15 protein-coding genes and 1 pseudogene are annotated in these 17,185 nt (G+C 43.1%); 8 read left to right on the top strand and 8 right to left on the bottom strand.

All coding sequences use genetic code 11. The features are described 5' to 3' along the window. From C7Y66_RS25160 to C7Y66_RS25130, 8 genes and pseudogenes are all read right to left on the bottom strand, one after another. A pseudogene (locus C7Y66_RS25160) lies at positions 1–276 on the bottom strand (hypothetical protein); the annotation flags it as partial. A gap of 12 nt (positions 277–288) precedes the next feature. Next, complete coding sequence (locus tag C7Y66_RS25155; RefSeq protein WP_106547681.1) at positions 289–1,467, bottom strand: hypothetical protein; 1,179 nt, start codon at positions 1,465–1,467, stop codon at positions 289–291. 69 nt (positions 1,468–1,536) lie between these two features. Further along, on the bottom strand, positions 1,537–2,337 hold the full coding sequence (locus C7Y66_RS25150; protein WP_146149873.1) for a hypothetical protein: 801 nt from the start codon (positions 2,335–2,337) through the stop codon (positions 1,537–1,539). 22 nt (positions 2,338–2,359) lie between these two features. After that, positions 2,360–4,069 (bottom strand): FtsK/SpoIIIE domain-containing protein, encoded by a 1,710-nt coding sequence (locus C7Y66_RS32095; RefSeq protein ID WP_199197622.1) that lies wholly within the window; start codon positions 4,067–4,069, stop codon positions 2,360–2,362. Beyond that, entirely contained in the window at positions 4,039–5,280 is a 1,242-nt protein-coding gene (locus C7Y66_RS32090) for a hypothetical protein (protein WP_199197621.1), read from the bottom strand. Before C7Y66_RS32090 ends, C7Y66_RS32095 begins: the two co-directional genes overlap by 31 nt. Before the next feature lie 29 nt (positions 5,281–5,309). Beyond that, positions 5,310–5,654: a hypothetical protein gene (locus C7Y66_RS25140; RefSeq protein WP_106547679.1), complete on the bottom strand. Its 345-nt coding sequence runs from the start codon at positions 5,652–5,654 to the stop codon at positions 5,310–5,312. A gap of 164 nt (positions 5,655–5,818) precedes the next feature. Continuing rightward, positions 5,819–6,496, bottom strand: a complete 678-nt coding sequence (locus C7Y66_RS25135) for a hypothetical protein (protein WP_106547678.1) — start codon at positions 6,494–6,496, stop codon at positions 5,819–5,821. Between the two features lie 37 nt (positions 6,497–6,533). Next, the gene (locus C7Y66_RS25130) at positions 6,534–7,622 is read right to left on the bottom strand and encodes a hypothetical protein (RefSeq protein ID WP_106547677.1); all 1,089 of its coding nucleotides are present in this window, start codon (positions 7,620–7,622) and stop codon (positions 6,534–6,536) included. 517 nt (positions 7,623–8,139) lie between these two features. Here C7Y66_RS25130 and ssb point away from each other — a divergent pair. From ssb to C7Y66_RS25095, 8 genes are all read left to right on the top strand, one after another. Beyond that, entirely contained in the window at positions 8,140–8,664 is a 525-nt protein-coding gene (ssb, locus tag C7Y66_RS25125) for a single-stranded DNA-binding protein (protein ID WP_233222842.1), read from the top strand. After that, positions 8,661–8,999 carry a single-stranded DNA-binding protein gene (locus tag C7Y66_RS25120; RefSeq protein ID WP_106547676.1) on the top strand — a complete coding sequence of 113 codons (339 nt, stop codon included), beginning with the start codon at positions 8,661–8,663 and terminating at the stop codon, positions 8,997–8,999. Before ssb ends, C7Y66_RS25120 begins: the two co-directional genes overlap by 4 nt. A 178-nt stretch (positions 9,000–9,177) precedes the next feature. Beyond that, entirely contained in the window at positions 9,178–9,501 is a 324-nt protein-coding gene (locus C7Y66_RS25115) for a hypothetical protein (protein WP_106547675.1), read from the top strand. A 58-nt stretch (positions 9,502–9,559) separates the two neighbouring features. Continuing rightward, entirely contained in the window at positions 9,560–12,349 is a 2,790-nt protein-coding gene (locus tag C7Y66_RS25110; protein WP_106547674.1) for a DEAD/DEAH box helicase, read from the top strand. Between the two features lie 129 nt (positions 12,350–12,478). Then, positions 12,479–12,601 carry a hypothetical protein gene (locus C7Y66_RS33110; RefSeq protein WP_255410054.1) on the top strand — a complete coding sequence of 41 codons (123 nt, stop codon included), beginning with the start codon at positions 12,479–12,481 and terminating at the stop codon, positions 12,599–12,601. 407 nt (positions 12,602–13,008) lie between these two features. Next, entirely contained in the window at positions 13,009–15,522 is a 2,514-nt protein-coding gene (locus tag C7Y66_RS25105) for a dynamin family protein (RefSeq protein ID WP_106547673.1), read from the top strand. A 72-nt stretch (positions 15,523–15,594) separates the two neighbouring features. After that, a complete protein-coding gene (locus C7Y66_RS25100) occupies positions 15,595–16,500 on the top strand; it encodes a hypothetical protein (RefSeq protein WP_106547672.1) in 906 nt (301 codons plus the stop codon). A gap of 13 nt (positions 16,501–16,513) precedes the next feature. After that, positions 16,514–17,143, top strand: a complete 630-nt coding sequence (locus C7Y66_RS25095; protein WP_199197620.1) for a hypothetical protein — start codon at positions 16,514–16,516, stop codon at positions 17,141–17,143. Positions 17,144–17,185 lie beyond the last annotated feature (42 nt).

Here is a 17,185-nt window from a genome sequence, read left to right as displayed (position 1 = left end):
GTCAAAAGTTAAACTCAACCATTGTCTGACAGTATCTTTGATAACTTCTGGGTGTCGGTAGAATTCATCTTGCTCTCTAGTGACGAGCGATCGCCCGTCTACTAACTGCACGAATGTGGTTTTTTTAGCCGCAATTTGATTGACTCGAAAGCTCAGAAAAAGTAGGAACAAAAAAGTGAAACTGCTGAATATAGTTAAGCCAACAAAACACAAAGGTAAAATATCTTTAGAATCTGGCAACAGCGTATTTTTTTTGACTCGTTTAGCTTTTAACATTAACTTTTAGTATTACTCGATAGTTGAATATTGACTGCCCGAACTAGCAGCTCCGGCAACGGCAGCACCAGCAGAAGCTCCAGCAACAGCACCAGCAGGACCGCCAGCTACCCCACCAATAATTGCTCCTGCCGCCGTCCCAGCTATAGCCGCTGCTTTACTTGCTAGCTCGGTCGTGCTTCTATTGATGGACGAGTAGAGAGCGATGCCACCACCACCCGCGATCGCGACTGCCAATACCGGAGCGCAGATGCTAATAAAGATGACGAATGCCAAATCGGTAGCAGATTGAACGCCAGCAGCAACGATGACAGTCGCTACCATGCCGATGAGAATGTTGTAACCGAGTTGGATGCCAAAAAGACTGATAAAACCACTAGCCCACGCCCAAATCGATTTGGTTCCAACGGGCAGCATACTCAATGCCATTGCAATCGGTGCAAATGTAGCAGTCATAATCAGTGCTGCTTCTAAAATGTTGACAAATGCCCATTGCAGTCCCAGTAGAAACGTAAATACAGCAGAACCAGCGATCGCACCTGTAAGAGTCGAGATTGGATTCAAAACAGAATTCCTCAAATCGTTGAGCAATTGCTGTAATGCAGCGATCGGTCCGCCATTAACTCTTTCAGCTTCTGCCACAATTTGTTCTACTACAGGCTGTTTTTCTTGCAAGCAAGTCGTGCGTTCTTGGGCTTGCTTACCTTGACACTCTTTATATAGAGCTAAGATTTGTTGTTTGGCATTTACCGAAAGCGTTACATTAGTTATGGCTTGCCTAAAACTTAAATCTAGGACTTGAATATTTAAAATAGCAGTAACTTGATTAGAGGCAATATTTCTGGCAACGATGACAGTATTTGCTAAAAGACTACCGTTGTTTGCTAAAAAAATTATGATGACAAGCGGCCAGATCGACGTAGCAATTAAGTCAGACCAAAAGAATCGACCTTGGCTATAGTCTACAAACATTTTTAACGACAATAAAATAATACAGATGAGTGCTAAAGTTATAGCAAAATTACATAGTCCCGCCCAAAGTTCGCCATTTGGAGCGATCAGTTCGCCCCAGAGTTGATTCCAACTTTGGGCAGTACTTCGAGTGATATTGATAGCTGTATTGAGTAAATTTATGCCCGTAGTCTCTTCAACGGTGTAGTCTTGGGCAGCTTGAGCTAAAAGAGTATACATAGATAAAATAAGGCTTAAAATAAATTTTTATTCTGGATGAAAGACATTAATTGTCTTCCACCCAAAAGATTATTTAGCTGAAGTTGAGGAGTCTTTATCTAAAACGACTCCACCAGGTACGGAGATCAAACCAGTATAGAAAGCTGCGCCATTTGTTTGAGCGATAGCTTCCTGTCTTTCTCTGGTATTTGCTTCGCTCAATTCTTTAGCAGCTTGAGCTTCTAGAGTTAGAGAAAGCGCTCGATCTGTACGTGCTTGTTGTGCCTCTTGTAATTGCAAATTTGCAATTGCCGCACTATCTTTCAGTTGTTGAGAGACATTTCGTAATATCTGTTGTGAAGTATCTGTAGTTTCAGAGTCTTGAGCCATTTGTTCTGCTTCACTTGCAGCAGTTGCACTTTGTTGGCGCACTTGTTCGGACTTTTGTTGAGCCTCTTTACTCAAAGTCTCGCCTTGGGCTACGCCAATCGCGGCTGCTCGTTCGCTGGCACGGGCTACTTCTTGGCGAATTGCATAAGAATTGGGTAAATTATTTTCCCATTGATTAGCAGTTTGTCCTGCTTCTGGTAGCTCGTCACCTTTCATAATCTGTTGAACCAGATCTCCTAAATCTGGTATTTTGATGGCTCCAATTGTGGACTGCAAAATTTGATTTAGAGAACCGAATACTTCATTTTGCACGAAACCTTTCACGTCGCTAATAAAACTGTCGATTTGGTTCGATATGTCTTTTAATGATGAGAAAGTGTCGGTCGATTGCTGCGTAGTGGGATTTTGAGATTTTTGCTCTGAGTCGGCAGCACTTGCCTTAGTTGGTGGACTACCCAAAAGGAGTGCTGAACTTAAAATAAAAATGAAAGGAATAGCCATTAACTGCTGCGTAAAATGCAGGCTAGGCAACCGAGAGTTCTTCGTAGTCTTCGACATCTGTTGGTAATTGATTAGATGAGTTTGGGTCGATCCTTCTAGGAATAGAAGGTAGGGATGCATCTACACTGTCATCACCTCCAAGAATTACTAAGTCTTTGTTCTCTTTGACGGCAGGAATATACAGTTGTGTGAAATGTTTTAAGCCCTGAAGTTGTCCTTTGACAGTGTGAGGATAAAGTGCCATAATCTGCCTTCTAGCGCGGCGTTCTGCTTGACTGTTGGCTACTGCTGCTAAAGTCATTTCGCTCGGATAGTAGCGGCAAGACCAGAACCTACCGCCTTTTTCCACTAACCAGCAGGAATATAAATCGGAACGGCGCGGGTAAAAAGACTCGTTGGCATTCTTGCCTACGATTTCGGCTGGGTATCCCAAAAAGCGTTGAAAGGAAGCTACGGCATTGGAAGTGATGCAGCCAGTGATGCGATAGGAAATGTTTTGCATAATCATCGCCGCCGCCGCAGACTGGCAGATAGTATCTGGGTCTTGGCTGCTCAAAATGATGCTCAACCCGTCCTTACGTGCCGTAGCGCAGAGTTCTCCTACCATTGCGCTAAAGCCATCTTTACGAAACAGGACGGAAAGCTCGTCACCGACGAATAAACTCTTAGGATAGGAAAGAGCAACCCGCAAGCAAGCTGCTTGGGCGGCGACTGCCATCGTGTAGGCATCAGAGTCGTTACTCAGTCCAGTTAGAGCGTAGAATTTGACCATCGGCTCTGGAGAAAAGCTGCTGGGTCTGCCAATTGCCGCTCCTAACGGACCGACCAGCAATGCTTGAATTTGGCTGCTAATTTGGTTGATTGCTTGATGGTCGATTGGTTCTGGTTTTTGAATCCGCAGCCGCGCTATGGAACAAAAACGGACAAAATCTTTTAGAGTCGGCATATCCTGCCATTCTGGAGACTTCCAACCGCGATCGAATGCTAGGTTGTAGCGTTCGATGATGTCGGGATCGGATAGAAATGCGTCTAATGCTTGCAGTAGGATGGCATCTACCCGCTGTGCTAAGTGGGGAGCGTTAAGGCGACCCATGACGATTACGCCCAAAGCGTTGCGGATAAACGACCGCCACGATTTCATTCTTTGGGTGCGCTCCGCTGGGTCGAATCGCCGCAGGTCGGGCGGTTCCATCAAGTTGTTACTAGCACGGCTCAGGTCGAAGTAAGCCCCAGCATCGCCTAATAGCTCGATGCCCGTCTTGAAAGAACTTTCACCGTCAGCGGCGGGGATGTCCATCCCGACGACTGGAATATTTTGGGAGAGGGCATCCAAAATAAAGCGCCATAGCAGCACTGACTTACCAGAACCAGTTTTCCCCGTGACTAAGGCGTGTTGAGTGGAAGTAAATAAGTCCACGCAGACGGGCTTTCCACCTCGTGCGGTCAAAAACTCAACTCCCCTGTCATCTAACGCTCTGGGCATGGTCAGAGGCAGAACGCCTGCTACGGTTTCCGTTTCTAACACCAATCGCCGTTCTGAAAGGATGGCACTAGAATGCAGCAATCGCCGCCAGGTAATCGGTAGTGTCTCCAGCCAAATCTGCGAAGCGATGTTGCGTTCGCGCACGACTTTTGCCGTACCAAAACTACTGCACAGCAATTCGCAGGCACGGTCTAAACTTTCAGCAGTTTCTCGATAAACTAAAAACACGACAGCGCAATTAAGCGGCACGGCTCCCCTGTAGAGTTTTTTCTGCGCCTCAAACTTTCTTCTTGCTTGATTTCTGCACCAATATCTCGTCCCGATCCTTTGGCAAAGGCTCGTTCGCGGGCGGATTTACTCTGCTTGGCTTGCCTGTGCAAGTTGTCTTCGGTTAAAAAGCGATTCGCTGGTGCAACCTCTACCCAGACTTCGGTATCTCGAATGTGAGACTCGTTCATCACTTTCCAAATCCACGAGATCTGTTGCCTGACGTTAGGAAATTCGGTTGCTGCATCTGCCATGACGCATACGCCACACACCTTATCTTTGACGTAAACCCTAGACGTACACTGTCGGTGTTCGGGGCAAGAACTGCGCCCCCTTTCTCCTTCAATTAGGACGGTGGTTGCGTGTTTGGCTGTAGTCTGGATTTCTTTAAGTTCGACTCCAACAAAAGGAGTTTCTTTGACGACCAACAACTGCGGAATTTGCGGCGCGGGTCCGCAATTGAACCTACCCCACAACCACTGCCATAAATCTACATCTCTTAACGGGCTGACCTCCAAACCAGCTTTGGTGTTGAGCAGCATTTCCCATTGCAAGAATCCTTCCGTATATGCTTTGAGCAGCACGCGGGAGAGCAGTTGCTCTTGTCGTTCGCTCAGTCTGCCAGTAAAGCTATCCAGGACGAAGCGAGTTGTTTTGCCCAAGCTATTAATTAACTTGCTCAAAGGATCGGTGGCGCGATCGCCAAATTCATCGCTCGTCCAAGTGCAAAAGATCTTTTGCTCCCACTCGGAACGAGTCCCCTTGCGCGTCAGCTCCTGCAACCGCGCTTGCTCGTTGCGAATTAAAATACTCGGTAACTTTAAGTTGCAATTTTGAGCGAGATTGTCCAAATAAGCTTGTCGCTCTCGGTCTTGAGAATAACGACCCAGAAGAAACGAAATTTTTTCTCCTGGCATCAGAGATTTCATTGCTTCCTGAATGCCAGATGCTATAGCACTGACTTCCTCGCAGTAAAGTTGATTGTGAATCCCAACGCAGTTAAATGCAAATATAACTTGAAATTTATTTTCTTCTGAAATATCGCCTTGATTGAGTACGTATGCACCGATACTGCGCCCGTCCTTTTCAATCCGCGCCATGCAGCACAAATCTAATTCGTTTTCAAATGGCTGATACGTAACTTGACCGATTGTTTGATCCACAACAGTAACCGAGGGAAGCTTAGCCTTCATTTGAATTAATTGGAAAATACTTAAAACTTTTAACGTTTTCTCTGCTTTAATCTTTGCCGTTCGCGTCTAGATAATAAAGGAGATACGTACAAAGCTCCTCCAATTATCCAGTTACGTCCGCGTCGCTTGCGAAACCGATTTATATAATTGTCAGGGTCTTTACCAACAAGCAGCCACCAACTAACCACCAACCAAAGACTTACCCCAAGAACTACAAACCAACCTAATCCGAAAACTCCTTCAAAAATTAGATAGGAAAGGACGATAATTGCCAGCCAAGGTAAGACTTGATTGGCTGGAACCGGACCTATACTTGCTTGTTTGCCAAGGATCTTATTGACTCTAACTGGCTCTCTATCTGGATCGATTGACATATTACTATTAAAGGTAATAACATTCCTCGTTCGACACAACTAGGTTGAAAAAATGGCTCTGGCTTCAGAGCCATGTTGCAAATAATTAATGGATTGTATCGCTCGGATTAGCAAGAAATGGTCGGAGTATTTTTGTAAATTGGAGTCTCAATAGGTGTTGTCAATTAACCACCACCAGCACCACCACTGCCACCAGTCCCACCGCCAGTACCGAGAAATAGTGCGCTGAGAACGTCAACAATCATCACGATACCAATCGCCATTGCTGCTTGAGTCACGATCGGTCGCCAGTCATTACCTTGTTGGGCTTGATTGTAGGCAAACAGTGCCGCAGCTACGATTAATAATACAAATACTACTCGAATCGCTGTAAAAACACTCGCAACAGTAGTCCCAAGACCGCTAGCAGTAACTAATGTTGTAATGCTTTGTTCCAAAGTTGACAAAAATAGAGCGTGAGCTGGCAGATCGAATGTAGAAAACAGCATTGTCAAAGCCAAAATAATTGTAGCAACGTGCCAAAATCGAATTCTAGTTCCAACTAGTTTATTAAATGCCGGAATGTAGCTCAGGATTTGGCTAGTGCAGAAGAAAAACAGACCGCTAGTTAGCAAAATAGCAGCTACGAGGGGTTCGCGAACTAAGAAATAAATCAAACCAACTAGAAGTGCTACAATTAACGTCCAATCCAATTTGTTTAACTTGTAGCGATCGCTAATTCTGGCAAACAAATTGCGAGAGTTAGAAGCATCTGTTTTTTCATTTACGCAAGCAAGAGAATTGGAGCGTTCTGCTTGCACTTTGCGATCGCTTTTGTAATTACTGTAGTTACGATTGTGCATTTTATCCTTGTCTATCCTTTAGTAAAACTTGACAAATTTAACGTTCTAATCCACCAACTTTGGCGATCGGAGTCGCTCCAACTGACAGTGCTTTAGTCGGTCTTTGGGCTTGACTCAAACAACGCAACTGCTGTTGGCTGAAATCGCATTGCTCGATCGACCAGCGCCTGCCATCAAGCGACAAAGCTGAGAACGCTGGCACTTTGGATGAGCCATCAATTGCAAACCCTCGCAGTCGATGGGGGGTTGAGCCATCGGCAGCCCTAGATTCAAACTCAAAGCGGTAAAGTTTGTTATTGCTAGGATCTCTCCAGTTGAATGGTTTAGGAGAGTCACCTGCTCTGAGTGCGGCAAAGCGTTCTGGTAACACTTGCTCGAATCGATTGACAATTGCATTTCCTGCCGCTTGTTTGTCGATCGGAGCATTCTTTTGACTCGCATGAGAATGCTCGAATGCCTCGACAAAATTAGTTGCAGACTTGAGAACTACGCCGCTCAACCACAGACCATCCAATCGATCGCGTCCGGCAAGCCTTTCGGCTTCCCTAGCTAAGTTTGAATTGACCTTAATTCCTGAAGCAGGTAACTTGGCAGATTCTAGGTTTGTCACATCGCTACTACCCGTGGGCGATCGCTGCAAGTTATTAGCACTTTTATCGAATGGGGTTGCTAGGCTACCCGAACTAGAAGGAACCAAATTTTTTGCTTTTGAAGTATTAGTTAAAGCATTCGTTCCAGTCGAGTTGACAAACGATTGCCCAACTAAAGATTGATTCCCCTTCTCTGATAAACTAGTATCAATAGGGGAGCGATTCGGTTTGTCTATCTGCACTAATTTTGCAGTCAACTCTTGCTCTGACTCCCGATTGCGAGTTGCAAAAGAAACAGTTGGTGTTTTCCTAGCAGGATCGTCAGCAAAGCTGAAGTTCATGCCAGCAATACGATCTCGCTCGAATACTAAGTTTGTCCGCACTTCTCGCCCTAGCTGAGTACTATTTTTGGCAACAGCAGCTTGAAAATCTTGGATTGAATTCAGTTCAAGAGAACTAGTTAAAACTCGGTCGATGACATGAGAAATGTAACCCAATTCATGTGAATCGGTAATAATAGACTTATCGACAGCCATTCGAGCGGTGTCCGTTTTGATTGCAGTTTGTCAAAATTCATGCAGAGTGCAGCAGCTATCGCAGTCAAATGACAGCTACTTCTAAGTCATGTTTAATTGCGCTAAATTTTGTGCTAGCTTTTGTAGCAGCACTACTTTAGATTTGTGGCGCTTCTTTCTTTGGACAGGTTAATAGTTCGCACTTAGGTTTTCGCATGACCAAATCTGTTTGTTTGGGAGTGGAAAACGCTACATCCAGCGGTTTGTTCAAAGCTGGTTAATTATCAGTTCCGTGTAACAAGAAAGGTTGGTGAGAAGCAATCGCAGCTCTTCAGCAAATCTCTGTTGTTGCTCTCATCATATTCGCAGAATTACGCATCATCAAGAGTAAATTGTAAATCCGTCGTAAGGAATACTAATTAAATTCTAAAGAAATTATTAAGCTAGCTGTATTGCCTTTCTCGATCGGGCTGGCATACCGTGACAAGCTGGTTTTGCCTGACGGCAAAAGGAAGATGGTTGTTCAAGGATATACATCATGCCAGCAAGAAGTAAAGCTGCATCAAAACCTGCAAGAGGGCAGGAGGTATCGCAAGTAACCGAGTCTCCACCTGACGAAGCCGAATCCACGCTCGCTCCTAGCCAGATAGAAGAGGACGTACCGCAACTTTCAGCATTTACCGATGAAGAAGCGATCGCACTTCCCGTACTACCGATTGCCCTCAACCAAGTTAATCTAGTCGGTCACTGCGGTAGCGATCCAGAGATTCGCTACTTTGAGAGCGGCACGGTCAAGGCAACTGTTTCTCTAGCAGTACGGCGACGTACCAAGGATAGCCCGCCTGACTGGTTTCACTTAGAAATGTGGGCAAATACGGCAGAAACTTTATATAACTACGTCCGTAAAGGCGATCGAATTGGGGTCAGTGGCTATTTAAAGATTGAAACGTGGCTCGATCGGGAACTAGGTATCAGTAGAAGCAAGCCTGTCATCAAAGTCGAGCGCCTCTATCTGTTGGGTTCAAAGTCCAATTCTGAAAATATTCATGAGGAAGAAGAATGAATAACTGTACGTTAGTCATAAAAGTCATTGGCGTTCCCGAATACCAATACGCATCAAACGGAAATCCAGTTGCTCACTGTATCGGTGCGTTCTACAGTCCCTATTCAAAACCAGAAGAAACGACTCCCTCAATTATTAAATGCATTGCTTGGGGGGAAAGATTAGCCACCGTGGTCAATCGTTTGGAGAACGGTCAAGAATGTATAGTGACTGGACGGCTTAACATGAATACTATCGAGCGACCTGAAGGGTTTAAAGAGAAAAAGGCTGAACTCGTACTGGAAAGAATTTATTCACTTGGCAAGCAAATCGCCGACCCAGAAATTGTGTTTTAACTTGGCTAAAACGGCTTTTCTGTAATACAGGAAAGTCGTTTAAATGCCATTTCTTAACTAGTACTTATACGTCAAAAACGAGAAATTGACAGCAGCGATCGCACTGGTACGGTCGCTGCTGTCAGCACTCTAGATGCATTAGACAAAATTACCAACCAGCCAGCATTATCTACAGACAGTGAACGTATACGAGCGACAGGAGCTAGTAGACTTAGTAGCTTATAAACTCTGGCAACTAGTTGAGCTAGGCGAACGAAGAACCAGAAGGATTTATTTTGCTGCTAAGTGCGAGTTTTGGTATGGATACCAATGGCTTACAGTTAAGCCCCACAAAGCACGAAGGCACTTCTCAGAATCGGCAGCAAGACTAAGTGAACTATTAGAACAGTTGCAATTTGACCGCTCGATTCACCTCGATCGGCAACAAATCAAAGATTGCGTAGAATGCATTCTATTACTTTACTTGAAGGCAGTTGGGTTCCTGCAATTATCCCTATTTTGAATGCTTTCTTTCTGCCTGACGGCAGGGCAGAAATGAAGTTTACAGTCCTTAATTCGCTGTGAGTAAATCCGAATCGTCAAGACCCGACTATGCCGCGATCGTCAAAGCTGCTGCCCAGACGTTGCCCACACCTCCACAATGGTTAGAAGTTGGGCAAGCAGTATACTCTCCCACTTATGGCTTTGGGAAAGTTATGGGAATTTTGGGGCAAAGGCTGATTGTTGACTTTGACAAATACTCCGAATCGATTTCAATTCCCAACTGGTCTGTGGCAGTAGAGCAAGGTATGCTCGTCAAAGCAGCAGACGCGCCGCCCGAACGTACCCCAGACCTGCAACAGATTTCTCATCCCATCTTCCAAAGCATTGCCGAGCAGTTAGCCCTTCGCCTAGCTAGCGTCGAGGTCGTCCCGCCAACTGATGGAGAACTGCATCCTTTGCCCAGTGACTTACCTGCTGTTTTACAAGCGGCTCTCAAGCAAATGGGGATCGATCGCATTTATTCGCATCAGTTAGAATCTCTCATGGCATTGCGTTCTGGTAAGGATATTTCCGTCTTGACTCCAACTGCCAGCGGGAAAACGTGGTGCTTCAACATTGCCGTGATGGAATCTTGTCTCAACAGCAATGCGACTGCACTCTATCTATATCCGCTCAAGGCGCTAGCAACAGACCAGATCGGCAAGCTGCAATCGTTAGTCGCCGCCCTACCCCAGGATGCAAGCATTAAGGTAGGGTTGATGACTGGCGACACGTCAGTGGCAGAACGAAAGCGTTTGTTTAGCCCCACGCCACCTCAAATTCTAGGAGTTAGCCCTGACTTGCTGCACCATCATCTGTATAACGTTCGCAAGCAAGCAGAGGGAGAACCATTTCGAGAATACTTGCGTTGCTTGCGCTGGATAGTCATAGACGAATCTCATACTTATGTTGGAATCTTCGGGGCAAATTTCGCCAACTTGATGCGACGGTTGCGGGTTGCTGTCGATAGCGTTGGCGGTGACTCCGAGCGGTTGCAGTTCGTCTTCTCCAGCGCCACCATTGGCAATCCAACTGAAATGGCTTTGCGCTTTTCGGGAAGAGAGGCGACACCAGAGCGGCTACAGCTAATTGACAGGAGTACTGCCAAGAGTGCTGGACGCACGATGCTTTGTTTAAAACCTAGTAGCACCGCTAATCCCGATGCTGCCAAAATCATCCTCTCCCTTTTGGACAAGGAACTGAGCGGTATATGTTTCTGCAACAGCCGCTCGTCAGTCAAAAGCCTGTTGGGACTGATTCAACAAGAAGCCCGTCGCCAGGGATGCTCGCACTTAGCAGACTCGGTGGCAGTCTTCTACGGTTCGCTCAAGAGCGATCGCCGCTCTGATATCGTTCGGCAATTGCAATCGGGAAGGGTACGCTTTATCCTTTCAACCTCTGCGCTTGAGGCTGGGTTGGACTTACCCGAACTAGATTGCGTATTAGTGCGCGGCTGGTCTGGTTCGCTGATGTCATTCCGACAGCGGATTGGTAGAGCTGGGCGGCGCAACCCTGGACTGGTCGTCTTCCTACCCATAGCTCAAAACCCCTTGGATAACTACTACAGTACAAATCCCGATGTCATGTTACGTGGAGCAGCAGAGTCAGCTAGTTTCAATCCCGACTATCCCGTACTGCTAAGCAAACACCTGATGGCTAGTTGCGTGGAAAGTGGCATTCCAGTTAACAAACTAACTGATTACTTTGGGGAACGTGCATCGGCGATCGCTGATGCTTTGCTCAAACAAAACCAACTGTTCCTGAGTCGAAAGGGGCAGCTTTGGGGGCGTGGGTATCCACACAAGGATATCAACTTGCGGGGCAGTGCAATGGCTAGTGTCAAACTGATTGACAGCAACACGGGAGAAGACTTTGAAGAGATGGACTTAGCCATGAGTCAGCGAGAAGTATTTCCTGGTGCTATCTATACCGTTCAAGATGCTGACGGTCAGATTGCTAGGTATAGATCCGTCCAACTGGATGTCGAAGCCAAACGAGCTATTCTCACTCCAATTGATACCAAAAGCAACACTTTCACCACGGCTGAAACTGATTGGGAAATCCAGATGCTCGAACCGCTGGCAGAACCCAAAGCAATCGGGCTGGCAATTCCTGGGGGGGAGTTGAAACTGACATTGGGCTGGGGTGAGATCGTGTCATTGGTAACTGGTTACAAGCTGTGTATTAGACAGTACGAACTCACTTGTGTATCTAGCAAGTGCCGTAATTACCACCGTCCCCTGTCAGGCAAGTCCTGTTCTGCTTGCGGGCAGCGCCTCCAATCAGCCGAACTGATTACTGTCATCGATGAGGTGACTTTCGATCGGGCTTACCGTACCCAATATAAAGCTCCTATCGTCAAGCTAGAAATTAATGCAGCAGTCGAGCAAGCAATCGGTACTAGCATCAGGCAGCTTAAGGAACAGATTCGCACTACTCACGAAAGCATTCCCCTAGAGCTTGCACCTCTATGGGAAGCAGGAGCAGGAGCGATCGCACTACATAGTATCGGACATCAAATTCAGTTTGCAGTGCCGCTAGTTATCCTCAGTTCCAGTCTGGACTTGAATTACCTAGTTACAGACGCGGGAGGAGGAACAGTAGGCTACTTCTACGACAGTTGCTTTGACGGCAACGGGTGCAGTGAAGCCATATTTCACCAGTTCCTCAAGTTTGCCGATCGTGCCAAAACTCTAGCAGAAGCTTGTGAATGCGTTGCTGGCTGTCCGAAGTGTTTGTACATGCACGGCTGTCCGCAGTCTAATTCGGCTCTTAACAAACAAGTAGGATTGACATTGTTAGAGGCGATCGCTACTGGAGCCAACTGAAGAAAGCTAACCTAAAAAGTAATGGAAACCTGCCGTCTTGCACCAAGCGCGATCGCTGCAAGGCGGCAGATCCCATCTCTACAATCAATTTAAATTGACAACGTTCTGCTAGAAACAGCATACTAAAGTATGAGTACAAAGCCATCAATCAAGTTAGTTGTATCGATCGCTAGTTCGCTGGAAGATTTGACAGAGTTTCCCGAAGAACAAAGGAATGACTCAAGAGAGCTATATCCAAGTCAGCAGTGGTAATGTTTTTGCCGACAATCTGCCGCAGCTCTACTGATGGACGCTATGTCGGTATTGTTTAGCATACTTTTGTTGAACTTCTATTAAGTATGATTTTTGTGCGGCTTTGGCTTGAATCTTACTATAAATCAAAGATTATATTGATCCAACAATAAGAACAAGAATTCGCATAATTTTCCAAAAAATCAATATCAGCAAAAATACTGAGTCTGTACAAAAATTAATTCCTTAATTTTTCCGAAATTTTACTCATTTAAATTAGATAGCTCTGCGTCTAATTTGAAATAGAGTTTCGTATTTTAAGGAATAATTTTTTAAAATAAGCTACTAAGCGGTGCTGCAACCACCGCTTCAATAGCATCATCAGACTTGGTGTCATTTTCAAATTAAGCGATTTGAGAGAAGATTTAATGGAATTTAATATTGATTTTAAATTAAACAATATTCGTAATCTTTTACAAGATTTAGGTAACTCAGTTTCTCATTTAGTTAACTCATCTCCTGATATTTTTGACGATCCCAGTATTAAATCTTCTTTAACAAGCTTTTTAACTGTTTATCAAGAAGCAGTTCAACGATTAAAAAATCCTAACTTTAGCATTGCAACTATTGGAACAACTTCTTCTGGAAAATCAACCATTGTTAATGCGCTGATTGGTCATAAAATTGCACCAATTGAAGCAGGTGAGATGAGTGGTGGAGTTCTTACTCTAAAACATTCTCAGGAACGAAGACTATTCATTGCAGAAACAGAGGAAGCTGCTTGGGAAACTGGTGAATGGACGGGCTTAAGTGATGAAGATTTATATCAACGTATTCGCACAGTAATGCACTCATACCACGATGCACGTAGAAAGCGAGAGTATGTTGCGCCACAAGTAGCAGCTTATGTTCCTCTTTTACCTGCTTGCGATTCTTCCTTACTAGGCTTACCTCAAGGAATAGGCGTAGAGCTAATTGATTTACCTGGACTTAAATCAGTACAAGATAGAACTAATTTAGCAACTATCCAAAAGCAAGTTAATAAAGCTTTTAGTCTAGTTGCTTTAGACTATATGCAAGTGGATGACGATCGCAGAAAACGCCTATTAGAAGAATTAAAGAAAGTTGTCGAATATTTACAGGGACGCACAGATTCAATGATTTTTATCTTGAATCGGGTCGATCAACGAGGAGCAGACGATTTCCCCTTAGAAGTGCGAATTCACAAGTTAAGAGAAGAAATTAAAGATGTTTTATCACTTCCAGAGCTTCCTGAAGTTTTGCCTTTTAATGCTCGTCTTTTATATTACGCCCAATGTGCATGGGGGTCAGGAGCTTTTAACGAATCATCGAAAGTAGATCGACAGACACGGTTAAAATTCATCCAAGCAATGCTTCAAGACTGTGCTGGGGTGATTAAATTAAACACTAAAGAAAACCGAGAACTGAAATATTGGTTTCGCGATCTTGAAGATCGGATAGAAGATAATCAGCCTATTGATGATGAAACCATGCGGCAAATTCTCCGCTATTGTTTGGAATGGAGCGGTGGTAGAGAGCTTTGGGAACGCTTCCATATCCGAGTGCAAGAATCATTTGCAGAACTGGTAATACTTCCAGCTTTATTGGATGTATTTGATAACTACTCGACTTTATCACAATTACTAGATATCCTAATTCAAACACGACAGATTTACAACCAAAAACAAGTTGAAGAAGAAAGAGAGAAATTAAACCAAATTAAACAAAATTTGCACAAAAATATCTCCAAAATAGGAAGGGGGTTTAAATCTGAAATTGAACATTTAATAGGAGGATTAAAAACTGACGATCCTCAAGCTAGACTTATGGTTAAAAAAAATGCCGAACAAAAAGGTCGTAATGGGTTTTCTCTAATTTTTGATACTGTCAGCGAGGTAGAAGGAGACTTAACAGATGTTTTAATTGTTCCAGTTCGTGATGCTCTTAAAAATAATCAAGGAGCTTTTGAACTAAGAGATAAGCTACGGGAAGTTATATCACCTTCTTTAGCTGACGATATCGCAAAAACCTACGATAATGTTAGTCGAAGAATAAGCCAATTTTCTCGTGAGTTAGAATATTTAGTTAAGCGTGTACGTGCTGATGATGAGAAAGGACAGAAAGAACTGGAGCATGATGAACGCCATGTTCGTCTCTTATATCACACTATGAGAGCAGCTATATCAGCCAGAGCAGAGTTCTTTCTCCAAGGAAAAGCGCAGCAATTTGAACAGGCTTTAGAATCATTAGTTAATGAACAAATTGAGAGATTGAAAATTTGTTTGTCTGAAGACAGCCTTAACTCTGCATTTGACTTTGAAAAAGCAGTAATAAGTGATTTACGTAATAAATTAGCTCAAAACCTACCAACTTTACCTGAAAAATTTTTTGAAATTTCAGACACTATTAAGCAAAATCGTTCTAAAAAGACAGAAGTAGTTGGACAGGAAACCGAAAACGTAACACGTACAAAAATAGAACATGAAAGCTATACAGAATATTATCAAAGTGGTTCGTGTTTCTCAAGTACAAAAAGTAGAACTAAAACAAGACCTGTAACCCGTAGTTATACAGAGTCCGTAAGTCGTGATGTTACCGCAGATGTAGAATATATTGAACTTTTCCTTCCATCGCCAGATTTAATGGCAAAACAATGGTTAAGTGGAATTGAGAAAGGAAAAGGAAGTTTATGGGATATTTTACGAGACTGGATACTCGATCGTTTAGATTATGTCAGTTATATCTTTGAAGATTCGGTTAATGATATTACTAATCTAACCGAACGTGCTTTAGACAAGCAGTTAAGCATTCTTGAAGATAATTTTGAGGATGAGAAACAGTTTTGGAATGATTTTGAAGTTAAAAAAAATAATGCAACAGCCATTTGCCATATATTAAAAGAAAATTCTCGCCAAACTTAAATCTACTTGAATTACGATTATTTACATTTGATTTACCGCGCAGAAAGTTTTTGGTTGAACGAGTAATATATCATGAGTTTTGTTGAAATTTTAGAAAGAATTTCCGAAAAAGTTAGCTTCGAGGTTGAAAGGAAAGATGCTCGTACATCTGGAAATATTACTTTTAACACTAAGTTAAGTTACGCTATCGAATTATGGTGTAGTGAACTGGAAATTTCTAAGGATATAACCAACTATATTTTTTGGGGATGTCGGCTAGAACCTGTAAAAGAATTGACAGAACTTATCTGGCATGAAGCTATACAAGAGAATAAAACCTTGAAGATATCAATAGGAATTGGTGAACTTCCAACACCACTTATAATAAAAAATCATTTTTATCAATACATAAATCATTTTTTCAATAAAATGAATGTAAGGAGTGGAAATATGAGACTTATAGTAACGATCGCTTTCGGTGTTACAGCAGTTGGTTATTGGCTTTACAAAACTAATCACCAAAAACAAATTCAACAAACAAAACAACCTACTCTTAGACAAGAACCTAGGCAAAATGAATACACTTCTCATCATTCGTCATCTTTAGTACGCACAATTACTAAGCAATTTTTAGTTTTAGTAGCTTCTGCCTCACAAGCAGATTTTCTTGAGTCATTAGAAGCTAAGAGAAGTATTGATATTAATGATGCAGAAAAACTTTATAAAGTTACAAAATATTTATGGTTAGGTTCTGAAAGTAGCTTTAATCAAAAAAAAGCAAATCTCAAAAACTATTTAGTAATAACAGGAGAGTCAGAATACGACATTAAATTAGTCTATCTTGAGCTAAAACAAAGTGAAGCAGGATTTAAGTCTAATACTAATCAACTTGATAGATACGACGCTTTTCGCAAATTACCTGATTTAGTCGTTGATTTTACTATATCCGATCGACTTCAAATGGAAGCATACGAAAATTTTGAAGTTTATAACCGATAAAGGTGAGCATAAAATGTTAATTGATACAACTCTTTTAGTAAACAATCCATATATTATCAAAGGTTTGTTAGATGGTTCCATGAAACGCTATGGTAGCGTTATTCGTTGGGCTGCTGGTACAGAAAATGCAGGTCAAATTGTCCGCCATTTAGTAGAAGCGCCAGGACTGACTAATACAGTAATTAACGGAGCTAAGGTCATTGGTGAAGGTGTTAATTATTATAAATTAATAGGTATTGAAAAAACTTTATCCTCAGTAATGGGTTTAACTCAAATAGCTGCTGGAGCAAGTGTTTTAAACCTTGGTGTTAGTATTCTTGGCTTCGCCTACATGGGCTATAAATTACACCAAATTCAAAAGCAATTAGGTCATCTTCAACAGTCTATGGAAGAAGGTTTTGACCGAATTGAAGCAAGCTTATATCGGATTGAGGGTGGTATAAAAGAAGGTTTTAGCCAAGTCGGAGCTACTTTAGATCGTGTTGAGCATCGTTTGGATATTATCTCTGGGCAACTTGGGTATCTCTTTTTATTAGTAGAAGATAACCGACAAAAACAACAAAGCCTCGCTAAAGCTATCTCTCATATTCATCAAGCAATGTTAATTACAATACTTCGGACAGTTTTTGGCGCTTGGCAGTAGACAGAAAAGCCATCGAACCGATAGAGTGCCTTTTAGAACAAA

The organism is Chroococcidiopsis sp. CCALA 051 (genome assembly GCF_003015105.1).
Lineage (GTDB): Bacteria > Cyanobacteriota > Cyanobacteriia > Cyanobacteriales > Chroococcidiopsidaceae > Chroococcidiopsis > Chroococcidiopsis thermalis.
This window is presented reverse-complemented; position numbering and strand designations above follow the sequence as displayed.

Excerpts from the sequence above, each read along its gene's own strand:
- C7Y66_RS25155 (WP_106547681.1), bottom strand. The coding sequence starts at position 1,467 with ATGTATACTCTTTTAGCTCAAGCTGCCCAAGACTACACCGTTGAAGAG.
- C7Y66_RS25150 (WP_146149873.1), bottom strand. The coding sequence starts at position 2,337 with ATGGCTATTCCTTTCATTTTTATTTTAAGTTCAGCACTCCTTTTGGGT.
- C7Y66_RS32090 (WP_199197621.1), bottom strand. The coding sequence starts at position 5,280 with ATGAAGGCTAAGCTTCCCTCGGTTACTGTTGTGGATCAAACAATCGGT.
- C7Y66_RS25140 (WP_106547679.1), bottom strand. The coding sequence starts at position 5,654 with ATGTCAATCGATCCAGATAGAGAGCCAGTTAGAGTCAATAAGATCCTT.
- C7Y66_RS25135 (WP_106547678.1), bottom strand. The coding sequence starts at position 6,496 with ATGCACAATCGTAACTACAGTAATTACAAAAGCGATCGCAAAGTGCAA.
- C7Y66_RS25130 (WP_106547677.1), bottom strand. The coding sequence starts at position 7,622 with ATGGCTGTCGATAAGTCTATTATTACCGATTCACATGAATTGGGTTAC.
- ssb (WP_233222842.1), top strand. The coding sequence starts at position 8,140 with ATGCCAGCAAGAAGTAAAGCTGCATCAAAACCTGCAAGAGGGCAGGAG.
- C7Y66_RS25120 (WP_106547676.1), top strand. The coding sequence starts at position 8,661 with ATGAATAACTGTACGTTAGTCATAAAAGTCATTGGCGTTCCCGAATAC.
- C7Y66_RS33110 (WP_255410054.1), top strand. The coding sequence starts at position 12,479 with ATGAGTACAAAGCCATCAATCAAGTTAGTTGTATCGATCGCTAGTTCG.
- C7Y66_RS25105 (WP_106547673.1), top strand. The coding sequence starts at position 13,009 with ATGGAATTTAATATTGATTTTAAATTAAACAATATTCGTAATCTTTTA.
- C7Y66_RS25100 (WP_106547672.1), top strand. The coding sequence starts at position 15,595 with ATGAGTTTTGTTGAAATTTTAGAAAGAATTTCCGAAAAAGTTAGCTTC.
- C7Y66_RS25095 (WP_199197620.1), top strand. The coding sequence starts at position 16,514 with ATGTTAATTGATACAACTCTTTTAGTAAACAATCCATATATTATCAAA.